The organism is Bacillus massilinigeriensis (genome assembly GCF_900111815.1).
GTDB lineage: Bacteria > Bacillota > Bacilli > Bacillales > Cytobacillaceae > Mesobacillus_C > Mesobacillus_C mediterraneensis.
In genome coordinates, this window is the sequence record NZ_LT630004.1 from 518,083 (window position 1) to 541,557 (window position 23,475).

Here is a 23,475-nt window from a genome sequence, read left to right on the forward strand (position 1 = left end):
AATAAGTGGAGCAGTACAAAGACTATGTATTAGGGTTACCATTGCTATAAATACAGAGTATATTTAAGGATTGTTTTTCGTTCTTGCACTGGTCCTTTATATCGTTTGGAAGAGGAAAAATCAATTAAGGAGTGGGTGAAAGAAATGATATTCAAGGAGCTGACGTCACCTGCAAAAAGGTTTATTTTTTATGCTGTATCAGTTTTTGCGGCAGTTTGCTTTGTTTTTTGGGAATTCGCAGAGGAACTTATTGAGAAAGAATTACATACATTCGATATAACTATCATAAATTCGGTCCAATCATTTATTTCGTTTAAACATACAAAACTAATGATGTATATCACCTTTTTGGGCTCATTTAAAGCGGTTATTGGGATAGCAATCATCACAATGATTATCATGCTCTTCAATAAGAAAAGGTGGGAAGCATTATTTTTCTCTATAGCAGTGTTAGGTTCTGCCATCTTCAATTCGATACTAAAATGGATTTTTCAACGAACAAGACCTACGATTCATCCAATTATTCAAGAAACAGGATATAGCTTTCCTAGTGGGCACTCTATGGTTGCATTTGCGATGTATGGAATGTTAACGTATTTCATCGTGCTTTTTCTAAGGAAAAGGAGTGCAAAAATAATAACCATCGCATTCTTTTCCGTCTTAGTTTTATCTATAGGTCTAAGTAGAATTTATCTCGGTGTTCACTATCCTAGTGATGTTATTGCAGGTTTTTCAGCTGGCGGTGCGTGGCTGGTTATTTGCTTAATCTTTTTAAAAATCATTTTAGAGACTAGGACCAAGACGGGAAAAAGGGACATTAAAGACATATAGTATTGAGCATATCTAAAGGGTGTTTAGAGAACGTCGGCTCATTCGGCAATGAACAAGAGACTGACATTTATCCAAACAACCCATTGTAAGTTTCAACGTGTAACAGGTCTAATCCCAATGTAGGGGCATTTAAATCCAACAAGTTTCGCAATAGGAATTGAGTAAACCGACTATATACTTTTATTGCATATAACAAAGTTTAATAAAAAATCCTGCATTGATTTGCAGGATTTTTTTGTTCTAAAAATGGAACTGATTGAATATTTTACCTTTTCCGGGTATATTCAAATTAAGAATTATACTTAGGAATGAAGAGTTTTTATGCATTTATTATAAATGAAGACAATGATTTTTTTATTGAAACGATGGAAAGAGAAGAACTTTGCGAGTTTATTATAGTGGCAGCGAGGATAAGTGGATTGCAAACAGATGGGGATATAACAGAAGAGTGGAGAGAGTGGTGACAAGGTAAAAGGGGAGAAGGGCTATATTTCCCTAAGAGGACGGAGGAGAATAATGGGGAGATTTATAGATGATTTAGCTGGAGCGATTTATGATCTGTTCAAAAATATAATAAGAGGTTTTTGCTATCTTTTGGCTGGAATGCTAATAGTGGGGCTACCACTGTATCTCATTGCATGGATATTTGACAACGTGTATTGATTTGCGAAATTCACTTGGTAGAGGTTTCTAGGTTGAATGACAAGCTGAATATGAACGTTAAAAAATCGAGAGACGTTTTGTTCGGACAGACGTCTCTCGATTTTTTTTAGCATTAATCAAACGTTTGATTAAATTAACAAGTCAATTGGGATATTTTTAAAAATGTGAGACTATATCCCTTTATAATTCGTATATAAATAGAGTAGCCAATCTAAAATATATTGGAAGTGTGCTGTGTGATAAAAAATAAAAAACTGTTCTATATTTCCCTAGTGTTTTTCGTTGCATCTTTTGTTTTGAATTTTCCTTTTCCGCATGAGGGTCCGTATGGCGAGACTATTGCACTTGCTTTTAGTATCCCTATTTCTTCTGCCGATGGATTGCAGTATGTAGGCATTGTTTCCATTGTGTTATTGATTACAAGCCTAATTCTTCTTGCCAAATCGATCAAAAAATATCGCGGGGGCGTTATTTGGCTTGCCTTTGCTATCGCTGTTTTTGCCCCATCCATGATGGCCACTGCTTATCAACAGACTCTTGGAACGGATATTTATGCTATTACTTATGAACAAGATCAAAGTAATTGCGAATTCAAAATGACCAATGAAAAGACACTCCAGGGAGAGTGCAAGCTGCCTTTTGAAAACTATAGCAATAAAGCTGTCCAATTTACTGTTGGTTTTTATGAAAAATACTATTTTGAAGAGGATGTACCAATGATTTCACTCATGAACAATAATGCTCCTTATGTGGTGAAGTTAAAAGGAAATGAGAAAAAAACCGTGAAACTCAAGTCGAGCATAGATGTTTCTGAATTGAAAGAGCACATTGGGGATGGCAGTGCATCAGGCGTAAATATTTTTATTAAGTCAGGAGAAAAAGTAAGAAGACTATGAGACATCTAACACCTCTTAATTTAAAGGGAAATCCTAGTAAAGAAAAGGTGGGGAAACAGTTGGATCCAAAAGAGTTAAGCAATATGAGGTTGAAGCAAGTCGCTGTTACCAATGGGATTTTTTTAATAGCTTTTATCATCCTGTTTGTGGTTACTAGTGTTTTTACGATTACAACTTCACAATTCAACATTGTTCTAGGGGCAGTACTATTGCTTCAAAGTATTTATGGACTAATAAAAGGTGAAACTACAAAATCATTGATTCCGATTTTTGAAAGAGTAGCGAACTATGAAAAACAAAAAATGGGGAGAGAATGGAATAAACAACAAAAAGTAAATAACATTAGTCGCTTAATATTAAGTTTTTTCCTCTTTTTTCAAGCTTATAGTTTAACAGACAATATCTTTGAATTTGACTACATGATAATGTTCATCATGACTTTCTTCATTTTAGTATTGATCAATATTAGTTTGATTTATCATTTTAGAAAGGTGGATCGCTCCACCTCAGAAGCAGATTTGAAGGGATACACTCGGGATTCATACTTTTTTGGTATTGTTCTAGCAATAGTGTTCTTATTTCTAATGGTAGGCATGATTGTTTTTTATCTTTTTTAGGAGCGTGAGATTTATGAATAAAACGCATGCTGTGAGTTTTCCTAGCATGCGCTTTTTATTAACCGCTTTTTGAAAATAAAGGCTTACGGGCTTGAGTAAAGGAAAAAACGAAGTGAAATACTCCAGGTAAAACGATTATCATCCCAACGATAGCATATATTTGGCGAGCGCTTAAGTCTAGTGGCGGAGAGGATGCGAATAGTATTCCAATCGGCATGGTCACCCGGAGGAAAAGCAATCGAACTGAGCTTAACTGGGTCAAACGATCTTTAGGAGCTTCACGTTGAAAAATTGCTGCGCTTTGGGCATTAAAAAGCGGAAAGAACATGCCTCCAAGCAGTTCACACACCCATGCAATTGGAACTGATTGTACGAAAAACAAGCTTACGAAAGAAAGGCCGCCTCCAATCAAACCGAGGTACATCGTTTGGCAGGCTTTCGGCAGCTTTGTCAGCAGCACCATCCCGATAGCATAGCCGACTGGAAATGCCCCTGAAAAGATTGCATACTCCCAAGAGCGGCCATGAAGATCGCCGCGTATAAAAGGAACACTTAGCACCAGCGTTGCTCCTACAGCGAATTGAACTGTAGAAGAAAGAATCGTGAGTCGCAAAAGATGCGGATATTGAAAAAAGGTCCGATAGCCTTCCTTCATTTCTGTCCACCAGAATTTCTTTGTCCATGTAGCGATTTTCTTTGCGGTTGATGGAGGGATTCGTGAAAGTGCGAAAAAGCTAGCGAGGAACATAAGGGATGATAATCCGTATATGAAACGCAGAGGGATGACCAACAATAATAAGGCAACAGCACCCGGTGCGATAAAACTCATTAGTCGGATCGTTCCATCCAGCAGGCCATTTGCTTCAACAAGTTCTTTCTCTTTACATATATCAGGCAGAAGGGAAAAAGAGAGACTTGCGTAAATCGGCTGAAGCAAACCTAATATACACTGCAAGCCGAATAATCCTAATATCGGTCCTGTATCATTACCAGCTAAGTAGCCTGCCAGCGGTAATGTATAAGCTCCTGCACGAATCAATTGGATGTTTTGCAGCATTTTTTCCTTTCTAACATGGTTTAGAAACGGTGCGCTAATGCTTTGCAATAGGAGCGAAGGAATAAAGTAGATCAGCCAAAGTATGCCCATCAATTCCTTAGATCCTGTCAGTTCATAAAGCAGCAAGCCATTAATGATTCCCCCGGCAGCTCCGCCAAATTCTGAGACAATTTCGCCAAGCCAGAGTGCCTTGAACGATTTAGAGAGCTTTCTCACTCTGTAACCCCCAGGTACTGAGGAAGTTGGCATGGCGTTAAATTTTTCGAGTAGATTCTTTTATTCATAAATAAAGCCTCCAGAAGGGTATTAATATTATTCTAATTTTATTGAAGATACAATTCAATTTATTTTGAATATATTTATACTTTCTCTCATTATCTTCAACAGTGAATGAAAAAATTCATTAGTATGAAGGAAGAAAAGTATCCTGGTGGAAACGTATTTTGTTGGGAAAACATACAATTGCCACATTAGCTAGGGTGATTAATAACAAATAATGTTGATTTTAGATTAATAGCATACTATCATTGGTTTAACGTAGAAAAGGGACTTCAATTTAGGATGGACTATGGATAAAGAACGATATGACATAGTGGCGTCCAACTGAAATTCCGGGTAATTTAATTTGTAAAATTGGATTTTCAACATCAATACATATAATTTTGGCTTTTATTACCGATATAAGCTGTAGACGTTGTTAGGAATGAACAAATCGGAGTTTGGTGGGGATGTCATGTTTTTATCTAGTGTGTTTGGCGAGGTAAACTTGAGTGAGGCTATTGAAATGAAACGCAAACAATTATTGGATTGCATTCAAACATACGGGTTGAATCATAAAAAGACGATCGGTATAAGCACAGACTTAGATGAATTAATCCTTACACACCAAAGAATAAACTTTCAATCAAGCATGAGTAATAAGAGTAATCATTCCGTTTCGCACAGAGAAAAATATTATGCAGAAGAGTAAAAGTCTGTGGTAAGCAGGCTTTTTTATTTCAGTGAAACTGTTTAATTTTACTGATTTTCAATATCACGATGCATGAAGCATAATAAAAAAGATGAAAATGCCATTTCTCGAGCGGAGCTGACAAAGAAAGAAGAACAACTGCTGGAGGCTGTCGCCGGAAATGACGTTCTAGTTTTTGGTTTCACCGTAGATGCCGTCGGGGGATTTTTACATTGATCCAAAAGGAATTATGGAAGAGATATAGAACATCTAGATGCAATCTATCTCTTAAAGCGTAAATTTCTTAAATAAGGAGTTGGCTAGGAATGAAGCATGCTTTCGTCATCGGTGGGACTGGTATGTTGGCGGATGTATCGCTATGGTTGGTGGAAAGTGGCTATAAAGTTTCCGTCCTTGCGCGCAACTCTGAAAAAATGCAGCGTTTAATCGATGCTGCACCAAACAAAGATAATGTGATACCTGTGCTGGTTGACTATGAAAATGACCGTGAGTTGCGGGAATCATTAGAAAGTCTGATGACAGAGCATGGATCTGTAGACCTTGTTGTGGCTTGGGTGCATGCTGTAGCGCCTCAGGCTTTGCCTTCTGTTATTGATGTGGTTAAAAAAGCAGGAAGCAAATTGGACCTTTACCATGTCCTTGGGAGCAGCCAAAACTTATCGAAGGTCAGGCAAAGCCTGCACCTAAATGAAAACTGCCGCTACCATCAAATCCAGCTTGGTTTTATCCTTGAAGGAAATCGTTCGAGATGGCTTACAAACGAGGAAATTGCAGCAGGCGTCATACAGGGAGTATTAGAAAAGAAAAAAATCCATGTGGTAGGGCAATTGGAGCCAAAGGAAAGGATGCCGTGACTCTTGTTTAAGAGCAGGAATTAGTTTTTGCGCCCTTTGGAATAGAGAATCTAAAAAGCTTTTCTATTGAAATGTATAGGAGGGGAACAATCATGAGTTTCCGTACTGCGGCTGTTTTGCATCAAATAGAAGTTGCACTCAATAGCATAGGAGAAATGGTTATGCTGCTAGAGGAAGAGGATTTGAAGGTTAGGCCCCTGTCTGATAAGCGGTCGGTTGGTGAATTGCTGGCGCACATTGCGGAAATATGCGAAGCGGACTGGCGGATTGCGAATGGAGCAACGAAAGAAGAAATGGAAGAATACTATTCCAAGAGGGGAAACGTGGATAAAGGAAGTGTGATAAAGGCTATTGAGGCCAATTTCACAGCCCTGCAGGAAAGGTATACCATTTTTACAGAAGAGGAGCTTGCCCAGCAAATCACTGCTTATTGGGGAGTGACATATACCAGGTACGAGTGGCTGTTGGAGATATTGGCGCACCTCTACCATCACCGCGGCCAACTTCATGCCATGATACTGTATTGCTGCGGAAAGGAATGTCCTGTTAGGCTGTTTGATTGAGATTCCCACCCCTAAACTAACCCCTGATAGCCATATTTAATGTTAGAAAGCGATTTGGAGCCTTTCTAAGCTCTGCCCACTAAGAAACATGGGGCTGGGACAAGCACTAAAGAAAATGATAGGCTGCCATAATCATAAAGGATTGGACCCCAGGGTCCAATCCTTTTAAAACTTTAATGATTCGCTGTTATTTGTTTTCTTTTGGCAGCTGTAAGAATTCCTTCTAACAATAGGGCAATAATCAATGATATTCCGAATAATGGCATGATGATTCCGAGTACTGCCATGATTGCGATAAAGCTAATTGAAACTCTAGCAGTTGTTTTTGGCGGTGCGGAGAACAAACTGGCTTTTTTCCGCGTCAGCCATGTTTTCACACCCCAATACAGAACGAGAAGAAAGCCGAGGCAGACTGCTAGGTTGATGATTTTATTTGGCCAGCCAAATAAATGACCTTCGTGCAATGGAATTCCCCATGTGAACCACTTGGCAAGGATTCCGTATTCATCGTAGCCGACTTTGCCGAGAAGTTTTCCGCTATACTGGTCAAAGTATGCAGTGACTTCGGCGGCAGGGCTGACATCCAAGCCAGTGATGCCAGTATTGCTGCTTTTGGCGACAGTGTAGACTTCATCTTCCGCTTGGGGTAGCACGATGGAATACGGCTTTGCAATCTTCGCTTCTTGCGCTGATTTCATTAACTGTTCTACTTTTATCGTTTTGCTGTTAGCTGTTGTCATGCCATGGCCATTATGGTGAGCATGAGGGTCATCAGATGAAGGTGCTTCGTTTTTGCGGGTTGCCCAAGGAACTTCACTACTTTCCGACGTTGGCGGCTGCTGTGCCAATACTGGAAATCCAATCGAAGGATGTTCCTGCGAAGCAGAGTAAATGAAGTTGCCCATGAACGCGGACCAAGGTAATCCGGTAAAAATGATTGCGATCATCGGAATAGTGATAATTATGCCCGTAAGAGCGTGATACTTTTTGTTTCTCTGATTCTTCGTACTGTCCTGCTTTTTCCGCAGAGCATTTCCTTTTAGTGACATGTAAACACCAGAAATTAATAGAAAAATCGCCCAGCAGGCAGCAAGTTCCACGAGATAGTTGACCACCGTTCCACCCACAAACAAGGAACTGTGGAGATTTCGCATGATGTTCGAGAACGTGTATGCAGCATTTTGGTCGCCGACAATTTGGTTGTTCTCGTCTAAAAACAGGTACTTTTGGTCGCCTTCCTCATTGGAAAGAGTGAGGCGCTTATTGTAGGGATCGTCGAGTACGATTACTTTAGAAAGAGAGTATCCCTTGTTCTCCTCAACAGCCTTGGCAATTCCTTCGTCTATCGATAGCTTTTCTTCCACTTTGCTTTTTCCAAAGAAAACATCGTCATACAAATTGTCTTCCACATCATTATAAAATAAGTAACCGATTCCGCTGATCGTCAATGTGATCAATAGCGGCATCATAAAGAGTGCGGCATAAAAATGCCAACGCCAGAATCGATTGTATAACCCCTTTTTCACTTCACCTTATCCCCCTTGTGCAAATGTTGTTAATAGGACGCAATACCGCGCGGGTTATTGAAAAATCAACCTTTATTGCAGAATCAAGCAATATTTGCGGCTGTTTTATTTTAAAAGGTAATGGTGAAATTTAAGTGAAATAGCGGAAAATTTTTCGAATAAGTTGCAATTACTATTTCGCTGATTCAACCGAGAAATCGAGTTATTCTGCTAAAATACACAATCGTGGAATTAACATCGGATCCAAAACAAAAACCCCTCGCAATGAGGGGTTACAAGATCATCCTGCAAACCATGGCCATAGCATGATTACGAGGATGGCTGCCGGGCTGAGATAGCAGACGCTGAAGCGCCAGAGTGGAATCATTTTTTTTATAAATGAATTTGTTCCAAGCTCCTGCTCGACAATGGCGCGGTCCAGTCGGAATCCGGCGAAGATGGACATGAGCAGTGCGCCGATTGGCATGAGCACATTTGAAACAGTGTAATCGGCCAGATCAAAAAATGTTCTGTCCAGCATTTTAACATCGCCAAGTACGCCAAACGATAAAGCGGAAGGGATGCCGACAAGCGCGATGAAAAAGGTAGAGAGCATCGCTGTTTTCTGCTTTTGCTTCATTCCTGCGCCTGGCTTTGAATCCGTCAAAGCGGAGACAACAACTTCCAGCATTGCGATGGATGAGGTGATGGAAGCGAAGGCGAACAGCAGGAAGAATAACGTCAGAAAGATGCCGCCGAAGCTGATCTGGTCGAACACAGTTGGAAGGACGATGAACAATAGCGACGGTCCTTCAGCAGGGTCGAGTCCGGCAGCAAAAACTGCTGGGAAGATAGCAAATCCTGCAAGAAGAGAAACGATTACGTTCAAGGCAACAATCCAGCCTGCGGAGCGGTTGATTTGGCCGTGCTCCCTCATATAGGAAGCATAGGTGAGCATCGCCGAAACCCCGAGCGACAACGAGAAGAATGCTTGTCCGAGTGCACTAAGGACAGCATCGCTGCTAATGGCGCTGAAATCAGGTTTTAAGAAGAAGCGCACACCATCCATTGCCCCATCAAGCGTGACAGAGCGGATGACCAGCACCATGAAACATAGAAATAAGAGCGGCATCATGATTTTGCTGATTTTCTCGATACCCGATTGAACCCCGCGCAGCACGATGGCAAGCGTCAGTCCGAGGAAGAGCAATTGGCCTGAAATAGCGTACAGCGGATTTCCTGAAACGGCACCGAACAATTCTCCAAGTGCTTCTGTGCCAATCCCGCTGACTTTTCCGGCGAGGGATAATCCTGTGTAGACAAGCACCCACCCGCCAATGACACTATAGAACGATAGGAGCAGGAAGCATGCGGCAACTCCCAGCCCGCCGACGAAGGTCCATTTTTTGTGTCCAAGAGTGGAGAATGCACGGAGCGCTGTCTGCCCGCTAGTGCGCCCAATCAGAAATTCCGCGATCAGGACAGGCAAGCCGAGCATCAGTGTAAAAAGTAAAAATAAAAGCAAAAACGCGCCGCCCCCGTTTGTTCCCGTTGTATAAGGAAACTTCCAGATAGCGCCGAGACCGATGGCCGATCCAGCGGCGGCAAGAATGAAGCCGATTTTTGAAGCCCAAGCATTTCCCTTGATGGCACAACACCCTCTTTCGTAAAAATTATTTCTATTGTATAGCAATAAAGGGGAAGAGTCACTACTTTACAAAAAGGCCGGGCACCGTCCAAATTTTGGACGTGCTCCGGCCTTGGGATTGTTCTTTTTTTAGACAGGCGTACTTTCCTGTTCCATTACCCTGATGGATTCCGCCACTTTGACCATCATCGAGCATTCGACCCGCTTGCGAAAAACGTTGCAGCTGAAATCGTATGTTCCGTTGAGAGAGCCTGTGGCGTGCAAGGCATTGGCAGGGCAGCCGCCGCTGCAGTAAAGCTTTGCCCAGCAATCTTGGCATTCCGGTTTCGCGTAGCAATTGCTCTCTTTGAACTCGCATTGAATGCCTTGTTTCGTGATTCCGTCCCAGATGTTTCCCATGCTGTATTCCGTATCTCCAACGAACTGATGGCAAGGGAAGAGCTCACCCCATGGTGTAACTGCAAGATATTCTGTTCCTGAGCCGCAGCCGGAAATTCGTTTTTGAATGCACGGTCCTTCCGACAGGTCAAGCATGTAATGGTAAAAAGTAAAAGGACGGCCTTCTTCGCCGCGCTTCAGCATTTCCTCTGCAAGAATCTCGTACTGCCGGTAAATTTCCGATAGATCCTTTTCCGTCAAGGCATACGTCTCCTTAGGGTCGCAGATAACCGGCTCCATTGAAAGCTTATCAAAACCTAGGTCGGCAATATGGAAAATATCGTTCGTAAAATCGATATTGTGCTTTGTGTAAGTGCCGCGGACGTAGTACTCCTTGTCGCCGCGCTTTTCAATGAATCGTTGGAATTTCGGAACGATATGGTCATAGCTGCCTTTTCCGTTAGCAGTCTTGCGGAGCCTGTCGTGAACTTCTTTTCTGCCGTCAAGACTGAGGACAACATTGTACATTTCTTCGTTAAGGTAATCGGTAACCTCGTCGTTCAGCAGCATGCCGTTTGTTGTAAAAGTAAATCGGAAGTTTTTCTTCGCTTCCTTTTCTTTGCTTCTGGCGTAAGCAACGACTGCTTGCACCGTTTTCCAGGCCATCATCGGCTCGCCGCCGAAAAAGTCGATATCGAGATTTCGATGATGCCCGGAGTTTTCGATAAGGAAGTCGATGGCGCGCTTGCCGACTTCTTCGCTCATGACAGCGCGATCACCGCTGTATTTTCCTTGGCTCGCAAAACAATATTCGCACGAAAGATTACATGTATGCGCAACGTTTAGGCAAAGCGCTTTAATGTAGGTTTTCCGCTTTTTTAAATCGAGGGAGAGATCCTTGAACTCGTCATCCGTGAACAGCTGTCCGTCCTTCACAAGTTCTGCAACGTCAGCAATCGTTTCCCTTATTTCTGCTTCCGTAATACTAGGATGATGGTTGAGCATCATTGATGTCATTGTGTCTGCATCGTTATCTTCATAGAGAGCGATGATGTCGTAGGCCAGATCGTCCACGACATGGACTGAACCGCTGTAAGTGTCCATTACGATGTTATAGCCATTTAGTTTATATTGATGAATCATACTGAACTCCTTTTGATGATAAAAATGGCCGCCCACCTGGAATGCAGCTGGGCGGCAAGTGTTTCTTACCTGTTCCTTGCGTTTTCGCATTTTTGGTTGGCAACCCCGCAAGAAGTCTTGCATGCAGATTGGCAAGATGTTTGGCATGCGCCGCAGCCGCCATGCTTTGCAGTGTCGACAAGCTTGCGTGTGCTCAATGTAACGATTCTTTTCATGACGATACAACCTCTTTTATGTAGTTTTGTAACAGAATTGTGAATATTAGTGAATCTTTTCACAATTATTCCTTTCTTATTTTATCAACCTTAAGGGATAAGGGGTGATTTTGCCTGTAATTTTAAAAAAATCGACACATTCACGTTGTTGAAATATCGCATGCAAGTCACGAAAGTGGGAATAGGATTTATAGTATGACAAAATATACTTATATCAAGGCGGAAAATCGAGCGAGGAGACTTGACATGGAATTTTACCGGCATGGCAAAGATGAAGTAATGAGTGAGATTGATTCCAGGGAAAGTGGATTGACAAAGGAAGAGGCAGCATCACGGCTGGAGAGGGACGGCTATAACGAAATCGCGGATAGGGAAAAGGTACCGACGTGGAAGCTGTTTCTTGAAACGTTCAAAGATGCAATGGTGATTGTTCTTCTTGCCGCGGCTGCTGTACAGATCCTTCTCGGCGAGATGGTCGAATCGCTGATTATTTTTCTCGTGCTATTAATTAACTCGGTAATCAGCGTTGTACAGACAAGGAAAGCGGAAAGCTCACTTGAAGCGCTCAGGAATATGTCCGCACCCGAAGCAAAAGTAATCAGGGGTGGAACGAAGCAGACGATTCCTGCAAAGGAGCTTGTACAAGGAGATATTGTCTTCCTGGAAGCAGGCGACTATGTGCCTGCGGATGGACGGATACTCGAAAGCGGCTCACTGAAAGTGAATGAAGGGATGCTGACAGGAGAATCGGAAGCAGTAGAAAAGATAACAGATACAATAGCGGAGGAAGTGCCGCTTGGAGATAGGCTGAACATGGTGTTCTCAAGCTCGCTCGTCGTTCATGGACGCGGTACTTTTGTGGTAACAGGCACCGCTGAAAAGACGGAGGTCGGAAAGATTGCGGACATGCTTTCGACCGCGGAGCAAAAAGATACACCGCTTCAACGGAAGCTGAACGATTTTAGCAAAAAGCTAGGCATTGGCATCCTGTTGCTCTGTATCGCAATTTTTGCTGTCCAAGCATTGCGGATTTGGTTTGGCGGAAGCGAAGGCGATACGACAACAGCGTTGCTGCAGGCGCTTATGTTCTCTGTGGCCATTGCAGTTGCGGCGATTCCTGAGGCGCTGCAGTCGATTGTCACGATTGTTCTGTCTGTCGGAACAAATAAAATGGCAAAGCAGCATGCGATTATCCGGAAGCTTCCAGCGGTTGAAACGTTGGGCTCGACAAGAATCATTTGTACGGATAAGACTGGAACGCTGACGCAAAATAAAATGACGGTTACGGATCACTTTCTGCCATTCCAAACGAATGAGCGGCTTCCAGAAAATCACGAGGATTGGAGCGAGGCGGAGCGGCAGCTTGTTCGGATTGCGGTCCTGTGCAATGATTCCTACATAAATGAGGACGGCAAGGAAGTGGGCGATCCAACCGAAGTGGCGCTAATTCAATTTGCTGAAAAGCATGGGAGGAAATATGAAGAAATTCGTGCGAGCTACCGCAGGAAAGCGGAGCTGCCGTTTGATTCTGACCGGAAAAGAATGTCGACAATGCATGATATCAATGGGCAGAACTGTATGCTCGTAAAGGGTGGACCGGATGTCATGTTCCGCCAGGCGAGTGCTGTTTTTGTTGATGGGCAGGAGCAGCCGATGACGGATGATTTGCGAGCACGGTTTGAAGGCGCGAACGAAGAGTTCTCGAAACAAGCCTTAAGGGTGCTGGCGTATGGGTACAAGATTTTGCCTGACGGGAAAAAGACACTAAGTCTCGAAGACGAAACGGATCTCGTTCTCGTCGGATTGACTGCGATGATGGATCCGCCGAGGGAAGCGGTTTACGGTTCGATTGAAGAAGCGAAAAAGGCCGGCATCAGGACGATCATGATTACCGGTGACCATAAGACGACAGCACAGGCTATCGGCAGGGATATTGGGCTGATGGACAGCAATGATATCGCGGTTACCGGCCAGGAGCTTGATAGAATGTCGGAAGACGAGCTGGATCGTGAGCTAGAAAAGATTTCGGTCTATGCCCGCGTCTCTCCTGAGAACAAAATTCGCATCGTCCGCGCATGGCAGAAAAAAGGCGCGATTACTGCAATGACGGGAGATGGCGTCAATGACGCTCCTGCGTTGAAACAAGCGGATATCGGGATTGCAATGGGCAGCGGTACCGATGTGGCTAAAGACTCTGCCGCGATGATTCTGACGGACGATAACTTTGTATCGATTGTTAATGCTGTGCAAGTCGGCAGGACGGTGTTCGATAATATTAAAAAGGCGATTGCCTATTTGTTCGCAGGTAACCTTGGGGCAATCATCGCCATCCTATATGCTGTTATGCTGAACTTGCCGAATCCGTTTACTGCGCTGCAGCTGTTGTTTATCAACCTTGTGAATGACTCGCTGCCAGCCATTGCTCTTGGGATGGAAAAACCGGAACCGAATGTGATGAAACGCAAGCCGCGGGCGATGGACGAAGGAATTTTTGCAGGCGGAACGATGAAGGCAGTGCTGACTCGCGGTTTGCTCATTGGAGCGGCTGTTATCGTCTCCTTCTATATCGGACTAGAGCAATCGGATGAGATGGGCGTCGCCATGGCGTTCACCACCTTGATACTGTCTCGGACCCTTCAAACATTCGCTGCTCGTTCCAACACACAGACAGCGATTCGGACCGGGTTCTTTAGCAATAAATATGTCATCGGCGCAGTAGTGCTTGGATTCTTGCTCTACGGGGTTACCGTATTGCCGTTTGCGCGCGATGTTTTCAGCATTCCAGCGTCATTCGGTTTGAACGAATGGCTGATTGCGACAGGCATATCGGCTGGGGCTGTCATCCTCATGGAAATTGCCAAATTGCTGTTCCATCGTGAAGACTAAAAAAGCAGTCCCCTTAATGTTGTGGGGACTGCTTTCATTATTTTGCGGCAACCAGATGTGTAATAAATTCGACAACGCGTATGCCAGCGACATCTTTGATATGCTGCTGGATTGATTCATATGGATAAAGTTCAATAGAAAAGGCATGATTATAGTATGCAAATAAGCGCGTTTTAGAGCACGCCCCTTTTGCTTTTTAGCGTTTGTAATTGCTTTGACATTTATGGATTGTTAGGAGAGTATATTGGTTCCGGGAAATGGAGATTTTCGTAACGAACCAGCTTAGGTCATATCCACAGTACGCTATTTCGCCCGCAAACCATTAAAAATTGTCATTTTGATTTGTTTTTTTAGTTAACATGGGGAGTTTTTCGGGGAAAAGGGAAGCACTTTTGAAAAAGTCATACCTATAACCGGTTACAAAGGCGATAACTCCCTAGTGGGGATGCTTCAAGAAATAGGCTATCTACGGTAATCGGCCATTTATCAACGGTAATCGGGGATTTATCAACGGTAAACGTTCAGATATCAACGGTAAACCCTAATTTATCTACAGTAGATTCCAGATTATTCCTATAATCCGTGATTTCCAGCTATCAGGGAATACATAGAGATGAATCTTCGTTAAGATTTCCAACTTATATCATTTGGTATATTTGCTGCTTTGTAATAATATAAAGAACATATGGGCTGTACATTAAATAATGGAAATTGGAGTGTATTATGGAATCCTGGATACAAAGCTTAGTTGAACAGTATGGTTATTGGGGAATCTTTTTTCTCATTGCGCTGGAAAATGTATTTCCGCCAATCCCTTCAGAGGTAATTCTTACATTTGGCGGTTACATGACCACTCGATCGGATATCACGATTGTTGGCGTCATTATCGCATCGACGCTCGGTGCTGTTGTCGGAGCGGTTATTCTCTATTGCTTGGGTCTGCTTCTCGATGTGGAGCGGATGGAAAAAATTATCGACAGATACGGAAATGTCCTTCGACTCACAAAAGAGGATTTGTACAAGGCCGATTCTTGGTTTGACAAGTATGGTATATGGACGGTGCTGTTTTGCCGCCTCATCCCGCTTATCAGAAGCTTGATCTCAATACCAGCAGGGATGGCTAACATGAAATTCTCTTTGTTCCTGCTTTTTACGACAATTGGGACGCTAGTCTGGAACACGATCCTCGTGAACCTTGGTGCAAGCGTGGGAAAAAACTGGAATGATATCGTCTTGATTATGGACAAGTATTCGAATGCCGTCTATGTTCTTATTGCAGCCTCATTCGTGTTAGTTGTCATTTGGTACATGAAAAAAAGAAAAAAATCTGCATAGTAGAAATTGCACCAAGGCTGTCGGGAATTTCCGGCAGCCTTTTTTCAAGCAGATTAAACGGTTCCCTGAAAAAACCCATTGACAATCGTTACTTTAGCCTGTAACCTTTAAGGAAATTTAATATTTAGATTTTTCTTATCAAGAGAAGCGGAGGGTTCTGGCCCTGTGAAGCTTCAGCAACCTTCAACATCGCGTTGAAAAGGTGCTAATTCCAGCAAGTTTTCAGAACTTGGGAGATAAGAAGCGGACTATTCCTTTATATTAAAGTCTTCTTCTTATAGAAGGCTTTTTTTATTTTTTAAAAAAACAACTGGAGGTATCGTGATGGTAAAGATCGATACAGCGCTTGCGCAAATAGGCAATCGCAGTGAACATGCTACTGGTGCGGTTAGCGCACCGATTTATTTAACAACAGCGTACCGCCATGGAGGAATTGGCGAATCGAGCGGCTACGATTATGTCCGGACAGGAAATCCAACGCGGGAAGTGTTGGAAAAGGCGATTGCCGACCTAGAGGGAGGTGACAGGGGATTTGCCTGCAGTTCTGGCATGGCGGCGATTTGGACGGTGCTTTCGCTGTTTTCATCAGAAGATGAGCTGATTGTTTCAAAGGATTTATACGGCGGGACGTACCGGCTCATGGAACAAGGGTTTGCGAAATGGGGATTGCATAGCGTCTATGTTGATATGTCCGATGAGGAAGCTATCACTGCAGCCATTACACCCCGGACGAAAGCGCTGTTCGTCGAGACGCCGACAAATCCTCTGATGGAGCAGGCTGATATTGGGGCCATTGCGAAAATTGCCCAATCAAACGGACTCCTTTTTATTGTGGATAACACTTTTTACACTCCGCTGCTGCAAAAACCGTTAACCTTGGGGGCCGATATTGTGCTCCATAGCGCGACGAAGTATCTCGGCGGCCATAATGACGTGCTGGCAGGCCTGATTGTCGCAAAGGGACAAGAACTTTGTAATGAACTATTTCTCCACCATAATGGCGGCGGCGCCGTGCTTTCGCCGTTTGATTCATGGCTGCTGATCCGCGGCATGAAGACCCTCTCATTAAGAATGGAACGCCATGAAAGAAATGCAAAGAGCCTTGTTCAGTACTTAAAAACGCATGAAGCTGTTACAGATGTCCTCTATCCTGGCCGCGGCGGAATGCTATCTTTTCGGTTAAAAAATTCCTCCATGGTAAATCCTTTTTTACAAAGCTTGCAGACGATTACTTTTGCCGAAAGTCTAGGTGGTGTCGAAAGCTTGATTACTTATCCGACAACGCAGACCCATGCCGATATCCCAGAAGAAATCCGGGAAAAATCAGGTGTTTGCAAGAGGCTGCTTCGCTTTTCAGTCGGAATTGAAGATGCAGAGGATTTGGCCGAGGACCTAGGAAGAGCACTGGAAAAAGCAGCGCAGGAGGTCTGTATATGAAGAATGACTTTTCCATTGATACGGTTCTGCTCCACAATCAATATAAAACAGACCCAGTTACAGGCGCTGTCAGCGTGCCAATCCAGCATGCCTCGACGTATCATCAGCCTTCAGTGGACAGCTTCGGGAAATACGATTATAGCCGGAGCCTGAATCCGACGCGGGAGGCTGTGGAAAACATCATTGCCGAACTCGAAGGAGGCATACGGGGTTTCGCTTTTTCTTCAGGGATGGCAGCCATTTCAACAGCCTTCCTTCTGTTAAAGAAGGGTGACCATATTGTTCTGTCAGAAGACGTGTATGGCGGTACTTTCCGAATGGTCACAGAGGTTCTTTCCCGGTTTGGGATGGAGCATACATTCGTAGACATGACCGATTTGGAAGCAATAAAAGCTGCAATCCAACCGAATACAGCACTGCTCTACATCGAAACGCCATCAAACCCGCTGATGAAGGTAACCGATATTCGTGCGGTAAGTAAACTTGCAAAGGAGCATAGTGCCTACACTTTTGTCGATAACACGTTTATGACGCCATATCTCCAGCGCCCGCTTGAATTGGGCGCAGATCTCGTTCTTCATAGTGCGACGAAATTTCTGTCAGGACACAGTGATACTGTCGCAGGATTGGCGGTAGCGGGAACGGAGGAAATAGGAGAAAGATTGTATAGTTTGCAGAATGCATTTGGTGCAGTCCTTGGCGTCCAGGATGCTTGGCTTGTGATGCGGGGCATGAAAACATTGTCTGTCAGGCTGAAACAGTCACAGTCCTCTGCCTTAAAAATCGCTCACTATTTGCAGGATCATCGCCTCGTAAAAAAAGTGCATTACCCTGGACTAGAAAATCATCCCCAGCACATGATTCACAGACAGCAGGCTAGCGGTCCGGGTGCAGTGCTGTCGTTCGAGCTCGAGCATGAAGCGATGCTGAAGGAATTTGTCCGCCGGATGGAGATACCCGTTTTTGCCGTCAGCCTTGGAGGAGTGGAATCGATTTTATCCTACCCTGCGAAGATGTCCCATGCCGCCATGGGAAAGCAAGAGCGGGAAAAGCGCGGGATCAGCAATTGTCTTTTGCGCCTATCCGTGGGACTCGAAAGTGCGGATGACTTGATTAGAGATTTAGGGACAGCGCTGGAATCCAGCGTGAAAAATAGGAGGGAGGGTACAGGATGGATAGTTTCCTGAAACGATTAGAAAAGGAAATATTGATTGCCGACGGGGCGATGGGTACCCTCTTGTATTCTTTTGGCACAGGCAGCTGCTTTGAAGAGCTTAACGTTTCCCATCCTGAAGACATTGCCCGAATTCATGAGGCATACGTCGAAGCCGGCGCGGATATCATTCAAACAAATACGTATGCTGCCAACTATCTTAAGCTTGAGCGATACGGTTTAGAAGATCAGGTAAAAAGCATTAACAGTGCCGCTGTCCGGATTGCCCGCAAGGCGTCTGCCGGAAAAGCCCATCTCCTTGGAACAATTGGCGGCATCCGCGGAATTCGTCCCTCTGCGATTTCGCTTGGCGAAATTAAGCGGAGCTTTCGGGAACAGCTTTATTGTCTGTTACTCGAGGGAGTCGATGGCATTTTGCTCGAAACGTATGATGATTTTGAAGAACTGGAGAACATGCTCCGTATTGTAAAAAAAGAAACAGATCTTCCGGTTATTGCGCAAATATCCCTACAGGAAGTAGGCTTTATGGACAACGGCCTTTCTGTCGAAACTGCTTTTAACAGGCTTGAAGATCTTGGTGCTGATATCGTTGGGCTGAACTGCCGCCTCGGACCCCACCATATGATCGCAAGTCTGGAAAGCGCAGAGATTCCAAAGCGAGCATACCTTTCCGCTTATCCGAACGCAGGGCTTCCCGCTTATACGGATGGTCGGTTCCATTATGAAGGGAATCCGGAGTATTTCCGGAAATCAGCTTATAGCTTCCGCGAGCAGGGAGTCCGGCTGCTTGGAGGCTGCTGTGGGACGACGCCTGAGCATATTGCCGCGTTTGCAGACGAACTGAAAGGAAAGGCACCTGTCACTAGCAAAAAAACGGCACAAAGGAAAGATAGAGTGATTGTTACTTCGACGAAGGTCATCCGAAGAGAGAGGCCGCTGCAGGAAATCGTGAAGGAACGGCCATCCGTCATCGTGGAACTGGATTCACCGCGGAAACTCGATACGACTCGATTTTTCCAAGGAGCGGAAGCGTTGAAAGCAGCAGGAGTAGATGCGTTGACGCTTGCCGATAATTCGCTCGCTTCCCCAAGGATATGCAACAAGGCGATCGGCCATCTTGTCAGGGAAAAGACAGGTCTCCGCCCGCTTGTTCACCTTACATGCCGCGACCGCAATCTTATTGGCCTGCAATCGCATCTAATGGGACTCCATACCCTTGGTATCCACGATCTTCTCACAGTGACGGGAGATCCGGCAAGAGTAGGAGACTTTCCTGGCGCATCATCTGTGTTTGATGTTTCTTCGTTCCAACTGATTGAAATGATCCAGCAATTTAACGAAGGCTACTCTTATTCCGGCAAAGATCTTGGCCAAAAAGGCGCTTTTTCCATTGCCGCTGCGTTCAATCCGCATGTCCGCTCTCTGGAAAAAGCCGTCGCACGGATGGAGAAGAAGCAGAAGTGCGGTGCGGATTATTTTATCACCCAACCCGTCTATTCGGAAAAACTGCTTCTTGAAGTATACGAAGCAACAAAGATGATTGATGCGCCTGTCTATATTGGACTTATGCCGCTGACGAGCAGCAGAAATGCAGAATTTCTTCACAATGAAGTGCCGGGAATTAAGATTTCTCATGATATTCTGGAGGCAATGGCGAGAGTCGGTAATGATCCGGTTCGCTCGAAACAGGAAGGAATCGCGATTACAAAATCGCTGATTGAAGCAGCCGCAGAGCTATTCAATGGAATATACCTCATCACTCCTTTCATGAACTATGAAATGAGCGTGGAGCTCGCAAACTATGCAAGGGAATATAGCAGTCTTGTTTCAAGGAGGAAGCAGCATGTCAACTAAGCTAACTGAATTGGTGAAAAAGAAAATCTTAATGATGGATGGTGCGATGGGGACGATGCTCCAAAATGCTGATTTGACGGCAGCTGATTTTGGTGGGGAAGAGTTTGAAGGGTGCAACGAATATTTGAATCTCACTTCGCCGAGAGTCATCGAAGAGATTCACCGTCAGTATTTCGAAGCCGGCGCTGATATTGTGGAGACGAATACGTTCGGTGCTACGAGTATAGTGCTGGACGAATACGGCATTGGGGACAAAGCATATGAAATTAATCGGGAGGCAGCTCTGCTAGCAAGGAAAGCAGCGAATGAGGCATCTTCTTCTGAGTGGCCGAGATTTGTTGCTGGTTCGATGGGACCGACAACGAAAACTTTAAGCGTTACAGGTGGAGCCACCTTTGAATCTTTGGCGGATGCCTATGAAGAGCAAACGCTAGGACTGATCGATGGCGGTGTTGATTTGCTTTTGCTTGAAACGAGCCAGGATCTTTTGAATGTGAAAGCTGCATTCACAGGAATCCAGCGGGCTTTCAGTCTCCGGGAAAAAGAGCTGCCGCTCATGATTTCTGCGACCATAGAACCGATGGGAACAACGCTTGCCGGTCAGTCGATCGAAGCTTTCTATATATCCGTCGCCCACATGAAGCCTTTCGCCATCGGGTTGAATTGCGCGACTGGACCGGAATTTATGCAGGAGCATCTCCGCTCGCTTTCTGACTTGGCGGGCTGCGCTGTCAGCTGCTATCCGAACGCAGGGTTGCCGGATGAAGAAGGCCAATACCATGAGACACCGGAAATCCTTGCCCGGAAGCTCGCCGGGTTTGCAGAGGAAGGCTGGCTGAATATTGTCGGCGGCTGCTGCGGAACGACTCCAGAACATATTAAAGCAATTTCTGATGCGATGGAAGGACGAGTGCCGCGAGTGGCAACAGAGAACAGCCAGCACATGATTTCCGGCATCGAGCCTTTCATTTATGATGATCCTTCGCTCCGGCCAATCATGGTTGGCGAAAGGACGAACGTGATTGGTTCACGGAAATTCCGGCGCTTGATTTCGGAAGGAAAGATGGAGGAGGCAGCAGAGGTTGCCAGGGCTCAGGTGAAAAATGGAGCCCATGTGATCGATATTTGCCTCGCAGATCCGGATCGCGAAGAGGTCACGGACATGGAGAATTTTATTCAAGAAGCGGTGAAGAAAGTCAAGGTGCCGCTCGTGATTGATTCAACGGATGATGAAGTGATCGAGAAAGCGTTGCGCTACTGTCAGGGAAAGTCGATCATCAACTCGGTCAACCTGGAGGACGGTGAAGAGCGGTTTGGGAATGTCGGGAGGCTTGTGAGCCAATATGGCGGGGCGGTGGTCGTCGGCACGATTGATGAAGAAGGAATGGGGGTTACCGCTGAGCGCAAGCTGGAAATCGCCGCTCGTTCGTATAAGCTGCTTGTGGAAAAGTACAAGGTTCCGCCGCAGGATCTCATTTTTGATGCGTTAGTTTTTCCGGTTGGAACGGGCGATGCGCAGTATATTGGTGCTGCGAAGGCAACCGTCGATGGCATTAGAAAAATTAAGGAAGCTTTCCCAGAAACTCAGACGATTCTTGGAATCAGCAATGTTTCCTTCGGCCTGCCTCCAGTAGGACGCGAAGTGCTGAATTCCGTATTCCTCTATCACTGTACGCAGGCGGGCCTCGACTATGCGATTGTCAACACGGAAAAACTGGAGCGGTTTGCTTCCATCAATCCTGAAGAAATCAAAATGGCGGAAGCATTGCTTTTCGAGACGACGGACGAGAATCTCGCCGCATTTACGGACTTTTATCGGGATAAAAAAAAGGAAGCGAAGAGCGCGCTTCCCGATATGACGCTTGAGGAGCGTCTCGCCTATTTTGTCCTCGAGGGAACGAAGGAAGGATTATTTCCGGCGCTGGAAGAAGCACTGCAATTGTATCCTGCACCGCTTGATATCATCAATGGACCGCTGATGGAAGGGATGAAAGAAGTCGGCAGGCTGTTTAACGATAACAGGCTCATCGTGGCGGAGGTGCTGCAAAGCGCGGAAGTCATGAAAGCAGCAGTATCGTATCTTGAGCCGCATATGGCAAAAAATGAATCATCCGCAGCAAAGGGAAAGGTCATTTTGGCAACAGTGAAAGGCGATGTACACGATATCGGCAAGAACCTTGTGGACATCATCCTCAGTAACAATGGCTACGAGGTTATTGATCTCGGAATCAAGGTGAATCCTGCTGCTTTAATTGATGCCGTGAAAAAAGAACAGCCAGATATTATCGGTCTATCAGGACTCTTGGTAAAATCCGCTCAGCAGATGGTCCTGACAGCAAGAGACATGAAGCAGGCGGGAATTGATACGCCAATCATGGTCGGCGGGGCGGCGCTATCGCGGAAATTTACAGATTCAAAAATCGCCGGAGAGTATGACGGACTTGTACTATACGCGAAGGATGCGATGAACGGCTTGTCGCTTGCCAACAAGCTTCGCGATCCGGAAGAACAGGAAAAGCTGGAGACTGAGACGAGAGAGAAACAGTTGAATGCCATCGTGAGGAGTGAAGCTGCCAAGGAAAGACCGTCTGCGGCAACAGCGGTGCTGGAGCGAGTGCGGAAGGTTGCGGTGGCGCCAGTTTTTACCCCGGAGGATAGGAAAAGGCATTTAGTGAAATCGCTCACCCTTGCGCATATTGAACCGTATATCAATATGCAGATGCTGATCGGCCACCATTTAGGCGTAAAAGGCAAAGTGGAAAGGCTGATTGCGGAAGGCGAAGAAAAAGCAGTGAAAATTTACGAGGCAGTCCAGACGCTTTTAATAGAAGCGAGAGAGAAAGAATGGATCAAGCCCGCTGCTGTATATCAATTTTTCCCGGCAGCTTCGGAAGGGAATAAACTCTTTATCTATGAGGATGAGAGCCGAAGCAGAATAGTGGAAACGTTCGACTTTCCGCGCCAGGAAGGGGCATCAGGCTTATGCCTAGCAGACTATGTAAGACCTGCCGCCGATGGGGTGACAGACTATGTCGGGATGTTTGCAGTCACAGCCGGAAAGGGAATCCGGCAAGCAGCGCAAGCTTGGAAGCAGGAAGGACGCTTTTTCGAGAGCCACGCCATCCAGGCGCTAGCCCTGGAATCCGCAGAAGGACTCGCAGAACTCATTCACAGACAAATGCGGGACCGCTGGGGATTCCCGGATCTGCCAAGCATGACAATGAAAGACCGCTTTGCAGCGAAATACCAAGGGCAACGATTCTCCTTCGGCTATCCAGCATGCCCGGAACTTGAAGATCAGAAAAAGCTATTCGGATTGCTGAAACCAGAAGAAATCGGCATCGAGCTCACAGAAGGCTGCATGATGGAACCAGAAGCATCCGTAACAGCAATCGTATTCTCTCATCCTGAGGCAAGGTATTTTAATGTGCTGTGAGGCGAGTGCGTTC

The 23,475-nt window shown here is 45.1% G+C and carries 19 protein-coding genes and 1 riboswitch; of the genes, 14 read left to right on the forward strand and 5 right to left on the reverse strand.

Translation table 11 applies throughout. The features are described 5' to 3' along the window. Positions 1-105 precede the first annotated feature (105 nt). From BQ5796_RS02730 to BQ5796_RS02740, 4 genes are all read left to right on the forward strand, one after another. Positions 106-831: a phosphatase PAP2 family protein gene (locus BQ5796_RS02730; RefSeq protein ID WP_141769921.1), complete on the forward strand. Its 726-nt coding sequence runs from the start codon at positions 106-108 to the stop codon at positions 829-831. A 308-nt stretch (positions 832-1,139) separates the two neighbouring features. Then, a complete protein-coding gene (locus tag BQ5796_RS18245) occupies positions 1,140-1,295 on the forward strand; it encodes a hypothetical protein (protein WP_200792858.1) in 156 nt (51 codons plus the stop codon). Between the two features lie 435 nt (positions 1,296-1,730). After that, positions 1,731-2,390, forward strand: coding sequence for a hypothetical protein (locus BQ5796_RS02735; RefSeq protein ID WP_071458856.1), 660 nt, complete (start codon positions 1,731-1,733; stop codon positions 2,388-2,390). Between the two features lie 59 nt (positions 2,391-2,449). Next, a complete protein-coding gene (locus BQ5796_RS02740) occupies positions 2,450-3,007 on the forward strand; it encodes a hypothetical protein (protein WP_141769922.1) in 558 nt (185 codons plus the stop codon). A 58-nt stretch (positions 3,008-3,065) separates the two neighbouring features. Here BQ5796_RS02740 and BQ5796_RS02745 read toward each other — a convergent pair whose 3' ends face one another. Further along, positions 3,066-4,280: an MFS transporter gene (locus tag BQ5796_RS02745; protein ID WP_071458857.1), complete on the reverse strand. Its 1,215-nt coding sequence runs from the start codon at positions 4,278-4,280 to the stop codon at positions 3,066-3,068. 517 nt (positions 4,281-4,797) lie between these two features. Between BQ5796_RS02745 and BQ5796_RS02750 the strand changes: the two genes are divergently transcribed. From BQ5796_RS02750 to BQ5796_RS02760, 4 genes are all read left to right on the forward strand, one after another. Beyond that, the gene (locus BQ5796_RS02750; RefSeq protein WP_071458858.1) at positions 4,798-5,034 is read left to right on the forward strand and encodes an aspartyl-phosphate phosphatase Spo0E family protein; all 237 of its coding nucleotides are present in this window, start codon (positions 4,798-4,800) and stop codon (positions 5,032-5,034) included. 72 nt (positions 5,035-5,106) lie between these two features. After that, on the forward strand, positions 5,107-5,250 hold the full coding sequence (locus BQ5796_RS18020; RefSeq protein ID WP_159430970.1) for a hypothetical protein: 144 nt from the start codon (positions 5,107-5,109) through the stop codon (positions 5,248-5,250). Positions 5,251-5,339: 89 nt separating this feature from the next. Further along, on the forward strand, positions 5,340-5,888 hold the full coding sequence (locus BQ5796_RS02755; RefSeq protein WP_071458859.1) for a short-chain dehydrogenase: 549 nt from the start codon (positions 5,340-5,342) through the stop codon (positions 5,886-5,888). Positions 5,889-5,980: 92 nt separating this feature from the next. After that, positions 5,981-6,451, forward strand: a complete 471-nt coding sequence (locus BQ5796_RS02760) for a DinB family protein (protein ID WP_071458860.1) — start codon at positions 5,981-5,983, stop codon at positions 6,449-6,451. A gap of 173 nt (positions 6,452-6,624) precedes the next feature. Here BQ5796_RS02760 and BQ5796_RS02765 read toward each other — a convergent pair whose 3' ends face one another. From BQ5796_RS02765 to scfA, 4 genes are all read right to left on the reverse strand, one after another. Next, positions 6,625-7,977, reverse strand: a complete 1,353-nt coding sequence (locus BQ5796_RS02765; RefSeq protein WP_071458861.1) for a PepSY-associated TM helix domain-containing protein — start codon at positions 7,975-7,977, stop codon at positions 6,625-6,627. Positions 7,978-8,257: 280 nt separating this feature from the next. After that, complete coding sequence (locus BQ5796_RS02770) at positions 8,258-9,604, reverse strand: sodium-dependent transporter (RefSeq protein ID WP_071461121.1); 1,347 nt, start codon at positions 9,602-9,604, stop codon at positions 8,258-8,260. Positions 9,605-9,733: 129 nt separating this feature from the next. Further along, positions 9,734-11,125, reverse strand: coding sequence for a thioether cross-link-forming SCIFF peptide maturase (gene scfB, locus BQ5796_RS02775; RefSeq protein WP_071461122.1), 1,392 nt, complete (start codon positions 11,123-11,125; stop codon positions 9,734-9,736). A gap of 65 nt (positions 11,126-11,190) precedes the next feature. Beyond that, positions 11,191-11,340, reverse strand: coding sequence for a six-cysteine ranthipeptide SCIFF (gene scfA, locus BQ5796_RS17275; protein ID WP_074033884.1), 150 nt, complete (start codon positions 11,338-11,340; stop codon positions 11,191-11,193). A gap of 246 nt (positions 11,341-11,586) precedes the next feature. Here scfA and BQ5796_RS02780 point away from each other — a divergent pair, with 246 nt between their 5' ends. The 6 genes from BQ5796_RS02780 (at position 11,587) to metH (ending at position 23,462) form a co-directional block, all read left to right on the forward strand. Further along, positions 11,587-14,226 carry a cation-translocating P-type ATPase gene (locus tag BQ5796_RS02780; RefSeq protein WP_071458862.1) on the forward strand — a complete coding sequence of 880 codons (2,640 nt, stop codon included), beginning with the start codon at positions 11,587-11,589 and terminating at the stop codon, positions 14,224-14,226. A 723-nt stretch (positions 14,227-14,949) separates the two neighbouring features. Continuing rightward, positions 14,950-15,561 carry a DedA family protein gene (locus tag BQ5796_RS02785; protein WP_071458863.1) on the forward strand — a complete coding sequence of 204 codons (612 nt, stop codon included), beginning with the start codon at positions 14,950-14,952 and terminating at the stop codon, positions 15,559-15,561. 132 nt (positions 15,562-15,693) lie between these two features. After that, a riboswitch (SAM riboswitch) is annotated at positions 15,694-15,804 on the forward strand. An 81-nt stretch (positions 15,805-15,885) separates the two neighbouring features. Next, positions 15,886-16,998 (forward strand): methionine biosynthesis PLP-dependent protein, encoded by a 1,113-nt coding sequence (locus BQ5796_RS02790; protein ID WP_071458864.1) that lies wholly within the window; start codon positions 15,886-15,888, stop codon positions 16,996-16,998. Then, on the forward strand, positions 16,995-18,185 hold the full coding sequence (metC, locus tag BQ5796_RS02795) for a cystathionine beta-lyase (RefSeq protein ID WP_071458865.1): 1,191 nt from the start codon (positions 16,995-16,997) through the stop codon (positions 18,183-18,185). Before BQ5796_RS02790 ends, metC begins: the two co-directional genes overlap by 4 nt. Beyond that, positions 18,170-20,026 carry a bifunctional homocysteine S-methyltransferase/methylenetetrahydrofolate reductase gene (locus BQ5796_RS02800; protein WP_071458866.1) on the forward strand — a complete coding sequence of 619 codons (1,857 nt, stop codon included), beginning with the start codon at positions 18,170-18,172 and terminating at the stop codon, positions 20,024-20,026. The genes metC and BQ5796_RS02800 overlap by 16 nt, the downstream gene beginning before the upstream one ends. After that, the gene (metH, locus tag BQ5796_RS02805) at positions 20,016-23,462 is read left to right on the forward strand and encodes a methionine synthase (protein ID WP_071458867.1); all 3,447 of its coding nucleotides are present in this window, start codon (positions 20,016-20,018) and stop codon (positions 23,460-23,462) included. Before BQ5796_RS02800 ends, metH begins: the two co-directional genes overlap by 11 nt. The last annotated feature ends 13 nt before the right edge of the window (positions 23,463-23,475 follow it).